Annotated in this window: 16 protein-coding genes; 12 read left to right on the top strand and 4 right to left on the bottom strand. The window is 61.5% G+C overall.

The features are described from left to right. Window positions 1-60: 60 nt before the first annotated feature. The gene (serB, locus tag GLP43_RS01785) at window positions 61-936 is read left to right on the top strand and encodes a phosphoserine phosphatase SerB (RefSeq protein WP_005850546.1); all 876 of its coding nucleotides are present in this window, start codon (window positions 61-63) and stop codon (window positions 934-936) included. Between the two features lie 62 nt (window positions 937-998). Here serB and GLP43_RS01780 read toward each other — a convergent pair whose 3' ends face one another. Next, a complete protein-coding gene (locus GLP43_RS01780; protein WP_237277966.1) occupies window positions 999-1,979 on the bottom strand; it encodes an asparaginase in 981 nt (326 codons plus the stop codon). A gap of 179 nt (window positions 1,980-2,158) precedes the next feature. Between GLP43_RS01780 and GLP43_RS01775 the strand changes: the two genes are divergently transcribed. From GLP43_RS01775 to GLP43_RS01765, 3 genes are all read left to right on the top strand, one after another. Continuing rightward, window positions 2,159-2,689, top strand: a complete 531-nt coding sequence (locus GLP43_RS01775; protein WP_009825608.1) for an invasion associated locus B family protein — start codon at window positions 2,159-2,161, stop codon at window positions 2,687-2,689. Between the two features lie 204 nt (window positions 2,690-2,893). Then, on the top strand, window positions 2,894-4,069 hold the full coding sequence (gene rlmN, locus GLP43_RS01770) for a 23S rRNA (adenine(2503)-C(2))-methyltransferase RlmN (RefSeq protein WP_037942562.1): 1,176 nt from the start codon (window positions 2,894-2,896) through the stop codon (window positions 4,067-4,069). A gap of 190 nt (window positions 4,070-4,259) precedes the next feature. Continuing rightward, window positions 4,260-4,472, top strand: a complete 213-nt coding sequence (locus tag GLP43_RS01765; RefSeq protein WP_005850541.1) for a hypothetical protein — start codon at window positions 4,260-4,262, stop codon at window positions 4,470-4,472. Between the two features lie 14 nt (window positions 4,473-4,486). Here GLP43_RS01765 and GLP43_RS01760 read toward each other — a convergent pair whose 3' ends face one another. Next, window positions 4,487-5,338, bottom strand: coding sequence for a TIGR00730 family Rossman fold protein (locus tag GLP43_RS01760; RefSeq protein ID WP_005850540.1), 852 nt, complete (start codon window positions 5,336-5,338; stop codon window positions 4,487-4,489). 152 nt (window positions 5,339-5,490) lie between these two features. On the opposite strand from GLP43_RS01760, the gene dapD reads away from it, so the two are divergent. The 8 genes from dapD (at window position 5,491) to GLP43_RS01720 (ending at window position 13,003) form a co-directional block, all read left to right on the top strand. Further along, the gene (gene dapD / locus GLP43_RS01755) at window positions 5,491-6,318 is read left to right on the top strand and encodes a 2,3,4,5-tetrahydropyridine-2,6-dicarboxylate N-succinyltransferase (RefSeq protein ID WP_005850539.1); all 828 of its coding nucleotides are present in this window, start codon (window positions 5,491-5,493) and stop codon (window positions 6,316-6,318) included. 61 nt (window positions 6,319-6,379) lie between these two features. Next, window positions 6,380-6,634: a GlsB/YeaQ/YmgE family stress response membrane protein gene (locus tag GLP43_RS01750; RefSeq protein WP_237277965.1), complete on the top strand. Its 255-nt coding sequence runs from the start codon at window positions 6,380-6,382 to the stop codon at window positions 6,632-6,634. Between the two features lie 61 nt (window positions 6,635-6,695). Then, window positions 6,696-7,034 (top strand): hypothetical protein, encoded by a 339-nt coding sequence (locus GLP43_RS01745; protein WP_237277964.1) that lies wholly within the window; start codon window positions 6,696-6,698, stop codon window positions 7,032-7,034. Between the two features lie 139 nt (window positions 7,035-7,173). Beyond that, window positions 7,174-8,319 carry a succinyl-diaminopimelate desuccinylase gene (gene dapE / locus GLP43_RS01740; protein ID WP_237277963.1) on the top strand — a complete coding sequence of 382 codons (1,146 nt, stop codon included), beginning with the start codon at window positions 7,174-7,176 and terminating at the stop codon, window positions 8,317-8,319. Continuing rightward, window positions 8,316-8,738 carry a GNAT family N-acetyltransferase gene (locus tag GLP43_RS01735; protein ID WP_005850535.1) on the top strand — a complete coding sequence of 141 codons (423 nt, stop codon included), beginning with the start codon at window positions 8,316-8,318 and terminating at the stop codon, window positions 8,736-8,738. The genes dapE and GLP43_RS01735 overlap by 4 nt, the downstream gene beginning before the upstream one ends. Beyond that, window positions 8,735-9,337 carry a TIGR04282 family arsenosugar biosynthesis glycosyltransferase gene (locus tag GLP43_RS01730; protein ID WP_237277962.1) on the top strand — a complete coding sequence of 201 codons (603 nt, stop codon included), beginning with the start codon at window positions 8,735-8,737 and terminating at the stop codon, window positions 9,335-9,337. Before GLP43_RS01735 ends, GLP43_RS01730 begins: the two co-directional genes overlap by 4 nt. A 3-nt stretch (window positions 9,338-9,340) precedes the next feature. Continuing rightward, complete coding sequence (gene rnr, locus GLP43_RS01725; protein WP_237277961.1) at window positions 9,341-11,620, top strand: ribonuclease R; 2,280 nt, start codon at window positions 9,341-9,343, stop codon at window positions 11,618-11,620. A gap of 123 nt (window positions 11,621-11,743) precedes the next feature. Next, window positions 11,744-13,003, top strand: a complete 1,260-nt coding sequence (locus tag GLP43_RS01720; RefSeq protein ID WP_237277960.1) for a lytic murein transglycosylase — start codon at window positions 11,744-11,746, stop codon at window positions 13,001-13,003. A 79-nt stretch (window positions 13,004-13,082) separates the two neighbouring features. Here the strand turns inward: GLP43_RS01720 and GLP43_RS01715 are convergent, their stop codons facing one another. Then, on the bottom strand, window positions 13,083-14,261 hold the full coding sequence (locus GLP43_RS01715; protein WP_237277959.1) for an ABC transporter permease: 1,179 nt from the start codon (window positions 14,259-14,261) through the stop codon (window positions 13,083-13,085). A gap of 4 nt (window positions 14,262-14,265) precedes the next feature. Next, a complete protein-coding gene (locus tag GLP43_RS01710; protein ID WP_237277958.1) occupies window positions 14,266-15,918 on the bottom strand; it encodes an ABC transporter permease in 1,653 nt (550 codons plus the stop codon). Window positions 15,919-16,016 lie beyond the last annotated feature (98 nt).

Below are 16,016 nucleotides of genomic sequence, written 5' to 3'. Positions count from 1 at the left end.
CCCGTTAAAACAATGCGCAAGATGCGCCCCAGACTGATTTGACGCGAACGGACCTGACCCATGCATAGTGTGACCCTGCTAACCTCCCCTCAACGCCCGCAGCTTGAGGCGTCGCTGGTCGATGCCGTGCGCAACGCATGGGGCGGCGGGGATGCGGTCTGGCTTGCTCCGGATGAGGCGGCGGGCTTTGACATGAAGCGGATGCCGGGCAATCGCTGGGATGTCTGGGCCGAATGTCAGGGGATGGGGGTCGATCTGGTGATCACCCCGTCGGAAGGCCGCCGCAAGAAGATGCTGCTGGCGGATATGGACAGCACCATGATCCAGCAGGAGTGTATTGACGAGCTGGCAGATGAGGCCGGGGTCGGGGACCGCGTGAAAGATATCACCGCCCGCGCCATGAACGGAGAGCTTGATTTCAACGCCGCGCTGCGCGAACGGGTTGGTCTGTTAAAGGGGCTGGACGAGGCGGTGATCACCCGCGTGCTGGCCGAACGGATCACCCATATGCCCGGCGGCAAGACCCTGATCGCCACGATGAAGGCAAATGGTGCCTATGCGGCGCTTGTGTCGGGCGGTTTCACGGCGTTCACTGCCGCCGTGGCAGAGGCGCTTGGCTTTGACGAGAACCGCGCGAATACGCTGATCGCATCGGATGGCGTGCTGACGGGCGACGTCGGCGTGCCGATCCTGGGCAAACAGGCCAAGGTCGATGCGCTTGAACAGATCACCGCGCGCCTGGGGCTGTCAGAGGACGACGTGATCGCGGTGGGCGACGGGGCAAACGATCTGGGCATGCTGGCGCGCGCGGGCATGGGCGTGGCGCTGCACGCCAAGCCCGCCGTGGCGGCGGAATGTGACGTGCGGATCAACTTTGGCGATCTGACCGCGCTGCTTTATGTGCAGGGGTATGCCAAGGACGAATTCGTCATCTAGGCTCGCAAGCTGCATGGGGCGCTGCCCCATACCCCGGGATTTTTAACCATTTGGAAGCGGCGTTACGCAAAGCCAGCGGCAGGTTTGAGCGTGCCCGTGATGATCCCGCGCCGGTTTTCTATCGGGGCATTGCGGTATTTCCGCGCTTCGGGGTGGTTCGGGTCGAGCGCGCCCAGTTTCACCAAGATCGAGGTGATCGCGCATTCTGCCGCGCGTTTGGTGCCACAGGCCGCCTTGAGAGCCACGCCGATGTTCTGATCCGGCAGGATCGCGATGAAGAACCCCTCGGCCCCGGTCTTGAGCGCGACCTTGCCGTTCATCGCGCGCATCAGATTGGTGCAGGCGCGGGTTTCGCCGGCGACAAGGTCGGGGTGCAGGCGCATGGCCTGATGCAGCCGCGCCTCGGCCGACCCATCGGGAGCAGCGGCGAAATGCGCCATGGCGCGGGCCATACCGTGTAGCGTGGTCGCGAAATTCGGGACAGAACAGCCGTCGATCCCGAAACCGGGGGAGGTGGTGCCGGTCACACGCTCGAACGCCTCGAGACAGGCGCGTTGCACGGGGTGGTCCTGCTTTTCGTAATCGGCACCGCCGCCCATATGGGTATTGACGGTCAGGAAGCCTGCGTGTTTGCCGGAACATTCGTGGTGGATCTGGCAAGGCTGCGTGTCAGAACACACTAGCGCATTGCGCGCGGCCTCGTCACCGGGAAGTGCCGTGCCGCAGCGAAAGGCGCTGTCGTCCAGCCCCAACGTCTTGAGCCAGTCAGAGATGATGCCCACATGCAAATCCGCCGCCTGATGGGACGCGCAGGCCAGCGCCAGATGTTGGGGCTCAAGGCCATAGGCACCGGCGGCACCGGACTGGATCAGGGGCAGCGCCTGGATCATCTTGGCAGAGGAGCGCGGCAGGATCACCGTGTCGGGATCGCCCCAAGCCTGCAGGATCTGACCGCTGCTGTCACAGACCACCGCATGACCCGAATGCACGCTTTCCAGAAACGGACCACGCCAGATTTCAGCAAAGGGGGCTGCTTGGGTCATGAATTATCCTTTTCGTTGGCGAATTCCTGCCAATCAGGGTTTCGTGTGTCGCCTGTTTGCCGTTATTATGCTTGTTGACGAAAGAAATACAGTTCCTTTGATCAAGAGCGCCTCCCGAAGGGCTGCCATTGGGGAATTGTGGTGATGTTGAGGTTAATGGCGGCTGGAGGCCCAGGTAGATGATGAACTTTAGGACGATTGGTTTTGCGGCGGCGCTGGCGGGTCTGAGCGCAGGCAGCGTTTTCGCGCAAGCGCAAAGCACGAACCGCGTGGCAGCAGAGACGGACTGGAGCGTATTCGTCGAAGACAACCCGACCGAATGCTGGGGCGTGTCCACCCCGAAAGAATCCGTAAACTCGCGCGATGGTCGCGTTGTCGCGGTGAACCGTGGCCAGACCCTGCTGATGGTCTTTTACCGTCCAAGCGCGGGGGCCAAAGGGCAGGTGGCCTTTACCGGCGGCTATCCCTTTGCGTCGGGGTCGACGGTCAACATGAACATCGGCGGCACCACGTTCGAGCTGTTCACCGAAGGCGAATGGGCCTGGCCTGCGACCACCGATGACGACAACAAGATCATCGCCGCGATGAAACGTGGCGCGGATGCCAAGCTGACGGGCCGTTCCGGGCGTGGGACACAGACCGAGGACACGTTCTCGCTTCTGGGGTTCACGGCTGCGGTTGAAGATGCGGCCAAACGCTGCGGCGGCTAGGTTTTTCCATCTGAACTGTTCACAAAGCCCTGCCACTGGCGGGGCTTTTTTATACCACGGTTTGGGCCAAGGGTTTGGTCGATAAAGCGGCCATGACGGGCGAAGCTATGCACCCAGCCCGGCCCAGCAATGCGGCGTTTCCTTTTGATTTAGGGAAAAATCCCTATATAGAGCGCTCAAACCCCTGCACACCGGAGAATCCCCATGTCTGCGACCGCGCCGATTACTCAAGATGTCATGACCATTCCGCGTAAGCAGGCGGAGGGGCCGGTGAACCTTGTCGGGTTGACCCGTGATGCCATGCGCGCCGCGTTGATCGCAGAAGGCACGCCTGAGAAACAGGCGAAGATGCGTGTGGGTCAGATCTGGCAGTGGATCTACCAATGGGGCACCCGCGATTTTGCCGATATGACCAACCTGTCGAAAGCCTTCCGTGCCGAGCTGGCCGAGAAGTTCGTGATCGAGGTGCCCGAGGTCGTGACCAAGCAGGTGTCCGAAGACGGCACGCGCAAATATCTGGTGCGCATCGCGGGCGGCCATGAGGTCGAGGTGGTGTATATCCCCGAAGAGGGGCGCGGCACCTTGTGCGTCAGCTCTCAGGTCGGGTGCACATTGACCTGTTCCTTCTGTCATACCGGCACGCAAAAGCTGGTGCGCAACCTGACCGCGGCCGAGATTATCGGGCAGGTGATGGTGGCGCGCGATGATCTGGGCGAATGGCCCGTGCCCGGTACGCTGACCGATGCGCCGCGGCTATTGTCCAACATCGTACTGATGGGCATGGGCGAGCCGCTTTATAACTTCGAGAATGTGCGCGACGCGATGAAGATCGCGATGGACCCCGAGGGGATCCAGCTGTCGCGCCGCCGGATCACCTTGTCGACCTCCGGTGTTGTGCCAGAGATCGCGCGCACCGCCGAAGAGATTGGCTGCCAGCTGGCTGTATCTTTCCACGCCACCACGGACGAGGTGCGCAACAAGCTGGTGCCGATCAACAAACGCTGGAACATCGCCGAGCTGATCGAGGCGCTGCGGGCCTATCCCAAGGTCAGCAACTCTGAACGGATCACGTTTGAATATGTCATGCTGGATGGTGTGAACGATTCAGACGCTGACGCGCATCGTCTGATTGAATTGATCCGCGGTATCCCCGCCAAGATCAACCTGATCCCGTTCAACGAATGGCCCGGCGCGCCGTATAAGCGGTCTTCGAACAACCGCATCCGCGCGTTCTCCGAGATCGTGTATCAGGCCGGCTATGCCTCGCCCGTGCGTAAACCGCGGGGTGAAGATATCATGGCGGCCTGCGGTCAGTTGAAATCGGCGACAGAGCGTGAACGCAAGTCCCGCAAGCAGATCGAGGCTGACGCGGGGATGTAACTGCCTGTCATGCAACGTGAAATCCACGATGCAGCCGTCCCGATTGGGGCGGCTGTTTGCATTTCAAGGCGTTTGATTGTGGCGGGGTCACCCTGAAATGACCTTGGGCCCGCCACAATTAAGCGGAAATTAAGTCATGATCGCCCAGAATATTGTTTCCATCGACAACACAATCAGGAGCGATACTGCGATGACTGTTATTATCAAGAACGACGCCTTTATCACTGCCGATGTACTGGCGCTTGTAACCCGCGAACGCGAAAGCGCCTTGTCCTACCGCGAATGGAAACATCGTCTGGCCGGTTATGGCTATGGGGTACGTGACACGGACCACGGGTCCGTTCTGGAAACGCTGCCGCATCACGTAGAGGTTTGTGTGCTTCCGGCCGATCTTTGCGCCTGATCTGACCGGGGTCTTTATTTTGAACGCCCGGGGACTTCCTCTCGGGCGGGGGCTGTATCCCAGTTTTCGATCAGCTTCATCGCCTCGTCGGCGGTTTCAACGAACTGGAACAGGTCCAGATCCTGATCAGAGATCGTGCCCGCGTCTGCCAGCGCATCCCAGTTGATGATCTTTTCCCAGAAGGCACGGCCGAACAGCAGGAACGGCACACGGCTCATCCGGCCTGTCTGGATCAGGGTAAGCGTTTCGAACATCTCGTCCAGCGTGCCAAAGCCGCCGGGAAAGACACAGATCGCCCGCGCGCGCATCAGGAAATGCATCTTGCGGATCGCGAAGTAGTGAAAGTTAAAGCACAGCTCCGGTGTGACATATTCATTCGGGGCCTGTTCAAAGGGCAGAACGATGTTCAGCCCGATAGATTGCCCGCCGGCGTCGACGGCACCACGGTTGCCTGCCTCCATCACGCCGGGGCCACCGCCGGTGACGATCACGTTGTCTTGCCCGTCACTCTCCATCGATTTCAGCGTCATCAGCCGCGCGAATTCGCGGGCCTCGTCATAGAAATGCGACAGATCGGCCAGTGTCTTGGTGCGGGCCTTGTCCTTGTGGGCAGGGGCGGGAATACGCGCGCCGCCGAACAGGACGATGGTGGATTTCACACCATGGGCGTCCAGCTCCATCTCGGGCTTGAGCAATTCCAGCTGCAGCCGGACGGGGCGCAATTCCTGACGGCACATGAAGTCGTCATCGGTAAAGGCCAGCCGGTATGCCGGGGCGCGCGTTTGCGGCGTGTCGGGTACATCCTGCGCGGTGGCGCGGTCGTCGCCGGCCTTGCGCAAGGGGTGGCGTTTGGATTCGGTCATCATACTCTCCGGTCTGTGCGGGCGACGGGCGCCCTTTGCTGCAACATGCCTGCCTTTGCCGCAAATGACCACGCCATCCGACGTCATTGCACCACAGCCCCGACGACTGTATAGCCAAGCGCAACATTTGACCCTCATTCGCCGGAGCTACACCCATGTCGAACGCCCAACTTGAAACCGCCATCGAAGCCGCCTGGGACGCCCGTGACACGATCACTTCGGCCACCACCGGCGAAACACGTGACGCGATCGAAGACACGCTGGCCGCGCTGGACAGCGGCAAGCTGCGCGTTGCCGAAAAGATGGAGAACGGCGACTGGCATGTGAACCAATGGGCCAAGAAAGCGGTCCTGCTGGGCTTCCGCATCAAGGATATGGAACAGCAAGACGGCGGCCCGCAGGGCAGCGGCTGGTGGGACAAGGTCGATAGCAAGTTCAAAGGCTGGAACGATGCCGACTGGAAAGAGGCAGGCTTTCGCGCCGTGCCCAACTGTGTCGTGCGCAAATCGGCCTATATCGCGCCGGGCGTTGTGCTGATGCCGTCCTTTGTGAACATTGGTGCCTATGTCGACAGCGGCACAATGGTTGACACATGGGCGACCGTCGGGTCCTGCGCGCAGATCGGCAAGAACGTCCACCTGTCGGGTGGTGTTGGCATCGGTGGCGTGCTCGAGCCCATGCAGGCTGGCCCGACAATCATCGAAGACAACTGCTTTATCGGTGCGCGTTCCGAGGTGGTCGAAGGCTGTATCGTCCGCGAAGGCTCCGTTCTGGGGATGGGGGTCTACATCGGCCAGTCGACCAAGATCCTCGACCGTGAAACCGGCGAAGTCTTCTATGGCGAAGTGCCCGCGGGGTCGGTCGTTGTGGCGGGGTCCATGCCGTCGAAGAACGGTGTGCACCTTTATTGCGCCGTGATCGTGAAGCGCGTCGACGAAAAGACCCGCTCCAAAACCTCGATCAACGAGCTGCTGCGCGACTAAGGGAACCTTTTCACAGACCTGTGAGTTCATTCTATGAAACAAGATTTATGGAGAATTTGAAATGACAGGTCTGGGTTGGTTCGCAGCAATAATCGTCGGTGGTCTGGCCGGTTGGATCGCGGAAAAGATCATGAAGTCCGATATGGGGCTGATCATGAACATTATTCTGGGGATCATTGGCGCGATCGTTGCCAACTTCCTGCTGATGACAATCGTCGGTGCGACCTTGGGTGGCTGGATTGGTCAGCTCGTTGTCGGGATCGTAGGTGCCTGCCTGTTGATTTGGGTCACACGTTTGGTACGCGGACGTAGCTGACCCTTTTCAGACGACACAGAACACGATAGGGCTGCCGCATCTTAATGCGGTGGCCCTTTTTATGTCTGACCAGAAGAAACCGAAAAAACCGTCGCGCCAGCAGGTCTATACGCTGCTGGTCGAGATTGGCCGCAAAGACGGCGACGGCCTGCCGGACAAGGCCACGGGCGCTGCGCTGATGTGCTTTGCCTCGGGCATCGATGAAGCGGAAGCCGTGCGCGAGACGGTCGCCATCCTGAAACAGGCCGATACCAACCCGCTGGACGTGACCGGATATGGCACGATTGCCGACCGCGAGGCCGAAGGCCACGAGATTGACGAAGACGAACGGGCCTTGATGGCGCGGGCACTGGACGAAAACTCTGTCATTATTGCGCAGATGACGCCTTTCTTCGACTAAGGTTCCTGCGCGGCTTTGCAGCGCTGGCGTGGGCTATGTGGCTCACCGCTTTGTGTATTTCCGCGCTGCCCCTTGGCTTTGGGGCATTTTCCCCACAAATGTAGGGCAACACCGCGACACACGCCGAAGGAGCCCTCATATGTCCAGCATCGATCCCGTAGACCTGACCGCCAAACTGGTGCGTTGCCCGTCGGTCACCCCAGCAGATGGGGGCGCGCAAGAGGTGCTGTTCGATCTGCTGACCGAGGCGGGGTTTGACTGTGCCTGGGCGGACCGTGGCGGGATCAAGAACCTCTTTGCGCGTTGGGGCAACAAGGGTAACACCCGCAGCTTTGGCTTTAACGGTCACACCGATGTCGTGCCCATCGGAAACGAAACCGATTGGACGATGCCGCCCTTTGGCGCAGAGATCAAAGACGGCATCATGTACGGGCGCGGCACCACCGATATGAAATCCGGTGTGGCAGCCTTTACCGCCGCGGCCATCGACTTTGTCCGCGATACGCCCCCCGATGGGTCCATCGTGCTGGCAATCACCGGTGACGAGGAAGCCGAAGGCATCGACGGCACACGCGCCTTGCTGGATTACATGCAAGAGGCGGGCGAACGGATGGATGTTTGTCTGGTAGGGGAGCCGACATGTCCGAACAAAATGGGCGAGATGATCAAGATCGGGCGACGCGGGTCGCTGAACGCGCATTTTCGCGTGAACGGCAAGCAGGGTCATGCGGCCTATCCTCATCGCGCCAATAACCCGATGCCTGCGATGATGCGGCTGATGGATCAGCTTGCCTCGCATCAACTGGACGCGGGGACGGACCATTTCGATCCGTCTACGCTGGCGATTGTCACCGTCGATACCGGCAACCCCGCGACCAACGTGATCCCCGCTGAAACCCGCGCGACGGTGAATATCCGTTTTAACGACAAGCATTCGGGCGCTAGCCTGACCACTTGGCTGGAGGAACAGGCCGCCGCGATCCGCGACAGTTTTGGTGTGCAGGTCGAGCTAAAGGTCAAGATTTCGGGCGAGAGCTTTATTACGCCACCGGGTGAGCTGTCTGATCTGGTGTCCAAAGCGGTGCAGGCTGAAACGGGGGTGACGCCTGAACTGTCCACCTCTGGCGGGACGTCGGATGCGCGGTTCATGAAGCACCACTGCCCTGTGGTTGAATTCGGGCTGGTTGGTCAGTCCATGCACGAGGTCGACGAAAACGTCGAGGTGGCGCAGATCCACCAGCTCAAATCCATCTATACCCGCATCCTGAAGGACTATTTCGCATGACCGCCCATATCGCCGTGACCGAAGACCTCGCCAGCTGTCACCTGCTGCGCCGGATCGTCTTTATCGAAGAGCAGAACGTGTCGGAAGCCGATGAAATGGACGACCGCGACGATGACGCGACGCATTTCCTTGCCACCGAGGAAGAGCTGCCGATCGGCTCTGCGCGGATGCATATCAAGGGTGATACGGCCAAGATCGGGCGCGTATGTGTGATCAAGTCCCACCGCGGTACGGGGCTTGGCGCGGCGCTGATCCGCGCGGCGGTAGACGAGGCGCGCAAGGATCCTGCCGTGCGCTTCGTGAAGCTCGGCGCGCAGCTGCATGCTTTGGGGTTCTACGAAAAGCTGGGGTTCGTGGCGCAGGGGCCGGTCTTTGACGACGCCGGCATTGATCACCGCGAGATGGTGCTGTCGCTTTGAACCGAACATTGGTCATCATGGTGAAGGAGCCGCTGCCGGGGCGGGTCAAGACGCGGCTTGGCCGTGATCTGGGCATGACCGCCGCCGCGTGGTGGTTCCGGCATCAGACCCGCGCGTTGATCCGCCGTGTGCAAGATCCGCGCTGGCAGGTGGTGCTGGCGGTCGCACCGGATCGTGCAGGGCTGTCCAGCCGCGTTTGGCCCGCGCATCTGCCGCGCTGGCCGCAGGGGCGCGGTGATCTGGGGGACCGTATGGGCCGTATGCTGCGCAGCGCGCCCGCGGGGCCGGTCTGTGTTATCGGGGCGGATATTCCGGGTGTGACCGCGGCGCGGGTGGCTGATGCGTTTCACGCGCTCGGGTCGCATGACGCAGTGTTCGGGCCTGCACCGGATGGGGGCTATTGGCTGGTCGGGCTGAAACGCGCCCGCCCCGTGCCGCCGCGCCTGTTTGAAAACGTCCGCTGGTCCACGGAGCATGCGCTGGCCGATACCGTCGCCACGCTGCCCGATCACCGCATCGCACAGGTCGCCACATTGCGGGACGTGGATACAATCGACGATTTGCCCATGACGAAGCGGGGTGCGCGTGCTACCTCGTGAAGCATGAGCAAAATACCTTCAAAGCCCGAGATCCTTGAATGGATCGCCGAAAACCCCACTCTGACCGCCAAGCGTGACATCGCCAAGGCGTTCGGCATCAAGGGCGCGGCCCGGATCGACCTGAAACGCGTGCTGAAAGAGCTGGAGGCCGAAGGCCATCTGGAAAAGCGCAAGCGCAGCTATCAGGACCCTGACCGCTTGCCGCCGGTGTCTGTGTTGCAGGTCACGGGGCCGGACAAGGATGGCGATCTGTTTGCCAAACCGATGGAGTGGCAGGGCGAAGGCGTGGAGCCCGTCGTGCTGGTGATCCCCCGTGCCTCTGACCCCGCCTTGGGGGCGGGTGACCGTATTCTGGCGCGGTTGACGCTGGTACAGGCGCAGGACCACCACTACGAGGCGCGGCTGATCCGCCGCATCGGCGCGAACCCTCAGCGGGTCTTGGGCATCTTCCGCAAGACCACAGAGGGCGGGCGCATCGTTCCCATCGACAAAGGCTCCGACAAGGAATGGTGGGTGCCCGGTGACGCGACCCACGGGGCCAAGGATGGCGAGCTGGTCGAGGCGGAACAGGCCGGACCAAAGGCGCGCATGGGATCGCCTCGGGCGCGTATCGTCGAACGGCTTGGGGACCCGTCAGCACCCAAGGCCGTGTCCCTGATCGCGATCCACCAGCATGGTATCCCCGACGACTTTCCTGACGACGTGATGGCGCAGGCCGATGCCGCGAAACCCGTGGGCCTGAAAGGGCGCGAGGATCTGCGCGACCTGCCACTGATCACCATCGACCCGTCGGACGCGCGGGACCATGATGACGCGTGCTATGCCCATGCCGACGAAGACCCCAAGAACGAGGGCGGCCATGTCGTCTGGGTCGCGATTGCCGATGTGGCCGCCTATGTCACCCCCGGCTCTGCGCTGGACCGCGAGGCGCGCAAACGGGGCAATTCCACCTATTTCCCCGACCGTGTGGTGCCGATGCTGCCTGACCGTCTGTCGGGGGACCTGTGTTCCTTGCACGAAGGCGTGCCGCGGGCCTGTATCGCTGTCCGCATGGTGCTGGATGCGGCGGGCAACAAGATCGGCCATAGCTTCCATCGCGGGCTGATGCGCTCGCCCGCTTCGCTGCACTACGAAGAGGTGCAGGACGCGATTGACGGCACCCCCAATGACCGCACCGGCCCGTTGCTGGAGCCTGTGCTAAAACCGATCTATGCCGCCTATGCCGCATTGAAAGCCGCCCGCGCCGAGCGTCAGCCGCTGGACCTTGACCTGCCCGAGCGGCGGATTGAGCTGGACAAGGACGGCACCGTGAAATCGGTGAACTTCAAGGACCGGCTGGATGCGCACCGCTTGATCGAAGAGTTCATGGTGCTTGCCAATGTCGCCGCCGCCGAGACGTTGCTGGCCAAGAAAACGCCGCTGCTTTACCGCATCCACGAAGAACCCTCTCCGGCCAAGCTGGACGCCTTGCGCGAAACCGCGCAGGCGGCGGGCTATACGCTGGCCAAGGGACAGGTGCTGCACACGCGCCATCTGAACAAGCTGCTGAACGACGCAGCGGGCACGGATGATGCGGAGCTGATCAACCTGTCGACCCTGCGGTCGATGACGCAAGCCTATTACGGGCCTGCGCATATCGGGCACTTTGGTCTGGCGCTGCGGTCCTATGCACATTTCACCTCTCCGATCCGGCGCTACGCGGATCTGATCGTGCACCGCGCGTTGATCACTGCCCATGGCTGGGGCAACGACGGGCTAAGCCAGCATGATATCGAGGATATTGAACAGACCGGCGCGCATATCTCGGACACGGAACGCCGGTCGATGGTGGCAGAGCGGGACACCACCGATCGCTATCTCGCGTCGTATCTGTCGGAACGTGTGGGCAATGAATTCTCGGGCCGGATCAGCGGCGTGGCGCGATTTGGGGCTTTCGTGAAGCTGGACGAAACCGGTGCCGACGGGCTGCTGCCCATGCGGTCGCTGGGGCGCGAGTATTTCCATTTCGACCAAGACGCCGGCACGCTGATGGGGTCGGACACGGGCATGATCATCTCTGTCGGGCAGCGTGTCACCGTGCGCCTGTCAGAGGCGGTGCCGGTCACTGGCGGCATCGCGCTGGAGCTGCTGACGCTTGAGGGCGATGCCTTGCCTAAGGGCGGCCAAGGGGCGCGGCGCGGACGTGGCGGGCCAGCGGGGCGCACTAATCCCAAGCGCAAAGGTGTCAAAGCCAAGCGCAAGGCGGATAAGGTGAAACGCAAGGTCAAACGCACACGACGCTAACCCCGGAACGGGAACACGAGGCAGGAACAGGCAGGCAGTAACACGCACAGCGGGCAACTCCGCCTTTCTGGGCCCGGCGTTTGACGCTAGGCTTGCAGCGTGATGCTGGGGAAGGGCGTGGGAATGGAACTGCTGAAAATTGGTGTATTGGTTGGCGGGGTGACGCTCTCGGTGACGGCTGCCACAGGTGTGATCGCTGCGGGGGCCGAGGGTACTTCGCGCCCGCCCGCGGCGGTGCAAAAGCCGGGCAGCGCGGCGGGGTTGCAGGACTGGGTGACCGCCTTCCGTGCGCGTGCCTTGGCCGCAGGGATCGACGGTGCGGTCTTTGACCGCGCGATGCAGACCGTGCGCTATGACCCGCAGGTCATCCGCCGCGACCGCAACCAATCCGAATTCACCAAAACAATCTGGGCCTATCTGGAGACCGCGACCTCTGATCTACGGGTCACCAACGGGAAGAAGGCGCTGGCCGAACAGGCCGACGCGCTGTCACAGATCGAAACGCGCTATGGCGTCGAGAAAGAGATCGTCACCGCGATCTGGGGGCTCGAAAGCGCCTATGGCACCTTCAGAGGCAGCGATCCGGTGCTCAGCTCGCTGACCACACTGGCATATGACGGGCGGCGGCGGGCTTTCTTTGAAGGGGAACTGCTGGACGCGCTGCGGATCTTGCAGGCGGGCGATACCACGCCCGCACAGATGCAGGGCAGTTGGGCCGGTGCGATGGGGCACACGCAGTTCATGCCCTCGTCCTTCCAGCAATATGCCGAGGATTTCACCGGCGATGGTAAACGCGATATCTGGAGCGATGATCCCCGCGACGCGCTTGCCTCTACCGCGGCGTATCTCAAGCATTTCGGATGGGTCCAAGGGCAGCCTTGGGGCGATGAGGTGCGGCTGCCCAAGGGGTTCGACTATCTTCTGGCGGGGCGGGATATCCTGAAAACGGCAGCGGAATGGCGTGCGCTTGGGGTGCGCCCTGTGACAGGATCGCTGGGGGATCACGGTCCTGCGTCCCTGCTTTTGCCCGGTGGGGCAGAGGGCGCGGCGTTTCTGATCTATGCCAATTTCGCGGTGATCGAACGCTATAATTCGGCCGATGCCTATGTGATCGGTGTGGGGCATCTGGCGGATCGTATCGCCGGGGGCGGGCCGATCGAGGCCAGCTGGCCGGTGCAAGACCGCGCGCTGACCTATGACGAACGGATCGAGCTTCAGACGCAGCTGACGGCGCAGGGGTTTGATACGGTCCAGATCGACGCCAAGATCGGCCCGCTGACCATCAATGCGGTGCGCAATTTCCAATTGTCGCAGGGGCTTGTGCCTGACGGCTATGCCTCCCCCCGATTGTTGGAAGCGCTGCGCGCGGCCTCGGCGGAGTAGTCTGGCGTAAATGAAACGCGCCGGACCTTTGGGTCCGGCGCGTGCCTTCGGCGAGGATTTTAAACCATTTGGAAGCGGCTTAGCCGGGGGACATCCCGCGCAACCGTTCGGAGCGGCGGCGCAGCAGTTCGACCACGGTCAGCAGGCAGATCGAGATGACCACGAGGATCGTTGCCACGGCAAGGATCGTGGGGCTGATCTGTTCGCGCAGGCCGGTAAACATCTGCCACGGGAGCGTTTTCTGACCGGCAGAGCCGACAAAGAGCACCACGACGACTTCATCAAACGAGGTGATGAAGGCGAACAAACCGCCCGAGATCACGCCCGGCAGGATCAATGGCATTTGCACGCGGAAGAAGGTTGTGACCGGATTGGCCCCCATATTCGCCGCCGCGCGGGTGAGAGAACGGTCAAAGCCTACCAGTGTCGCGGTGACGGTAATGATGACAAAGGGAATGCCCAAGGCCGCGTGTGCCAAGACGACGCCAACATATGTGCCCTGCAGGCCGACGCGGCTGTAGAAGAAGTACATGCCCGCCGCCGAGATGATCAGGGGGACGATCATGGGCGAGATCAGGATTGCCATGATCGCGCGCCGGAACGGCACGTGCTGTTGGCTCAGGCCAATCGCCGCGAGGGTGCCGAAGCTGACCGATAGAAGGGTCGCGGCCGGGGCGATCTTGATCGAGTTCCAGACGGCACCTTGCCATGCGGAGCTGCTGAAAAAGTCTTTGTAGTGGCGCAGCGAATACCCTTCGGGATCGAAACGCAGCATTTCAGGGGTGAAGGTAAAGAAGTTCTCGGCGTTGAAGCTAAGTGGCATGACCACGAGGATCGGTGTGATCAGGAACACAAGGATCGCGCCGCAAATGACGCGGAAGGCAAAGTGCCAGAGCACCTGACCCGGGGTTAGATAGGGCGCGACCTTGGCGCGGTAGCGTCCCTCGTAGAGCCAGAAGCTGAACCAGCCAAAGAACCAGCCGAAGATGACCCCCAGTACCAGCATGGGCACGCCGCCCAGAATAAAGCCGATGACGGCGAGCAGGATCACAGAGGCCCAACGGGCGATGGTTTCGTTCTTGATCACTTGCGTCAGCACAAAGGCCAGCGCCCCCATGGAGAGGGCTCCGATCAGGATGCCCAGCAGTCCGCTGCCTTGGGCGGTGCCGACAAAGAGCCCGGCAAAGGCGCCTGCAGCGGCGACAACCGGTACATAGAAACCGACGGGTTTGCGGGAGATAGGTGTGAGTGCGACCATGATATCAGCCTCCCAGTTTCACGTTGTCGATGCCGACGATCTTGTCGTAGGCCCAGTAAAGCCCAAGCACCACGGCCAGCAGGATCGCCCCAAGCGCGGCCGCGAGGCCCCAGTTGAGCGAGCTGGAGATATGGTAGGCAATCCGGTTGGAGATGAATGTCCCCGTGGTGCCGCCGACGATTTCTGGCGTGATGTAGTAGCCGATCGACAGGATGAACACGAGGATCGACCCTGCTCCGATGCCGGGCACTGATTGCGGGAAATACACGCGCCAGAAGGCTGTCCAGTTTGTAGCCCCCAGCGACTTTGCCGCACGTAGATAGCTGGGCGGTACTGTTTGCATCACGGAATAGAGCGGCAGGATCATGAACGGCAGCAGGATGTGCGTCATCGCGATGATCGTGCCGGTTTGGTTGTTGATCAGCGCAAGACGGCTGTCATCGGCCACCAGCCCCAGCCACACCAGTGTATCGTTGATCACACCCTGTTGTTGCAGCATGACCTTCCACGCCGATGTCCGCACCAGAAGCGAGGTCCAGAAGGGCAGCAGCACGAGGATCATCAGCAGGTTCGCGGTGCGCGCGGGCAGGTTGGCGAGGATCCACGCCACCGGATAGCCCAGCAGGATACAGCTGAGGGTGATGCAGACCGACATGAACAGCGTGCCGTAGATGCGTTCGTTGTCGGGGCGGAATTCGGGACCGTCAGCCGTTTTCTGCATATCGACGGCATTCAGGAAATAGCCGTTGGTCAGCGCGGGGCTGTAGGCGCGGATTGTGCTCCAGATCGGGGTTTTGCCCCAATCGTCGTCAATCTCGGTGAAGGCCGTTTTGTAATCGACTGCGTCGAATGCAGGGGCCGCTGCGGCAGCCTCGGTCAGTTCGGCTGATGCCGGGCCTGAATAGCTGGCGATTTGCGATGCCGTGGGGCCTGTCAGGTCGTCATAGAGGGCCGAGTAGATCAGCGCCCATGGGTCTTCCTTGTACAGGTTGTCTTCGTCGTCGTTCTGAACGAAGTCGGCGAAAATCTCGTAGTATTCGGCGGTCTCGGGCAGAAGCTCTGCCATGCCTTCGCGCATTTCAAACGCGGGCTGGTCGTCGCCGGAGGATTTTTTCCAGTCGGAAATCTCTGCCAGCCATGCGTCGGAGCCAAGCAGCGCGTTCCAGTTTTCCCCCTTCTTCCAGAAGTCGTTCAGATCCTCGAACTGGTCCTGAAACACTTCGCCAATGTCATCCACGCCGCGGCCGGATTTGCGGAACAGGGACGATGCACCGGTCAGCTCGTAGTTGAGCCTTGAGCCCAGACGGGTGTGCAATTTGCGTTCCTGTGCGATGAACAGGTCTTCGTAGAGCGCCTTGTAGACGGGGGCGCCGGGGGTTTCACCGCTTTCGCTGTCCCAGTCGGACAGGGTCTGCGTGGTGCGGGGCAGCGTGTCGCTGACGATTTGGTTCTCAACAGAGCGGAACAGCATATCGGCGATCGGCGCTATAAAGGTGATCAGGATAAAGATCAGCAGAGGGGCGATCAGCAAGAGCGCGCTGAGCTTCTGACGACGGAGCGCACGGTTCAGGCTGCGTTTCAGCGGTGTGCCGTCCGCGGCCAGCATCGGGCCGGTCTGTTCAGGTGTGTCGTTCGTCGCGTCGGCGGTATCGCTCATATCGGCCCCATGGGGTTAGGTCGCTGGAAGGTCGGGAAAATGGAAAAACAAATAAAGGGTGGAGGAGGCCAAAGCGGCCTCCTCCGAATGGTTCAGGC

This window comes from Sulfitobacter sp. M39, from assembly GCF_021735935.1.
Classification (GTDB): Bacteria; Pseudomonadota; Alphaproteobacteria; order Rhodobacterales; family Rhodobacteraceae; genus Sulfitobacter.
This window is presented reverse-complemented; position numbering and strand designations above follow the sequence as displayed.

Excerpts from the sequence above, each read along its gene's own strand:
- serB (WP_005850546.1), top strand. The coding sequence starts at position 61 with ATGCATAGTGTGACCCTGCTAACCTCCCCTCAACGCCCGCAGCTTGAG.
- GLP43_RS01780 (WP_237277966.1), bottom strand. The coding sequence starts at position 1,979 with ATGACCCAAGCAGCCCCCTTTGCTGAAATCTGGCGTGGTCCGTTTCTG.
- GLP43_RS01775 (WP_009825608.1), top strand. The coding sequence starts at position 2,159 with ATGATGAACTTTAGGACGATTGGTTTTGCGGCGGCGCTGGCGGGTCTG.
- rlmN (WP_037942562.1), top strand. The coding sequence starts at position 2,894 with ATGTCTGCGACCGCGCCGATTACTCAAGATGTCATGACCATTCCGCGT.
- GLP43_RS01765 (WP_005850541.1), top strand. The coding sequence starts at position 4,260 with ATGACTGTTATTATCAAGAACGACGCCTTTATCACTGCCGATGTACTG.
- GLP43_RS01760 (WP_005850540.1), bottom strand. The coding sequence starts at position 5,338 with ATGATGACCGAATCCAAACGCCACCCCTTGCGCAAGGCCGGCGACGAC.
- dapD (WP_005850539.1), top strand. The coding sequence starts at position 5,491 with ATGTCGAACGCCCAACTTGAAACCGCCATCGAAGCCGCCTGGGACGCC.
- GLP43_RS01750 (WP_237277965.1), top strand. The coding sequence starts at position 6,380 with ATGACAGGTCTGGGTTGGTTCGCAGCAATAATCGTCGGTGGTCTGGCC.
- GLP43_RS01745 (WP_237277964.1), top strand. The coding sequence starts at position 6,696 with ATGTCTGACCAGAAGAAACCGAAAAAACCGTCGCGCCAGCAGGTCTAT.
- dapE (WP_237277963.1), top strand. The coding sequence starts at position 7,174 with ATGTCCAGCATCGATCCCGTAGACCTGACCGCCAAACTGGTGCGTTGC.
- GLP43_RS01735 (WP_005850535.1), top strand. The coding sequence starts at position 8,316 with ATGACCGCCCATATCGCCGTGACCGAAGACCTCGCCAGCTGTCACCTG.
- rnr (WP_237277961.1), top strand. The coding sequence starts at position 9,341 with ATGAGCAAAATACCTTCAAAGCCCGAGATCCTTGAATGGATCGCCGAA.
- GLP43_RS01720 (WP_237277960.1), top strand. The coding sequence starts at position 11,744 with ATGGAACTGCTGAAAATTGGTGTATTGGTTGGCGGGGTGACGCTCTCG.
- GLP43_RS01715 (WP_237277959.1), bottom strand. The coding sequence starts at position 14,261 with ATGGTCGCACTCACACCTATCTCCCGCAAACCCGTCGGTTTCTATGTA.
- GLP43_RS01710 (WP_237277958.1), bottom strand. The coding sequence starts at position 15,918 with ATGAGCGATACCGCCGACGCGACGAACGACACACCTGAACAGACCGGC.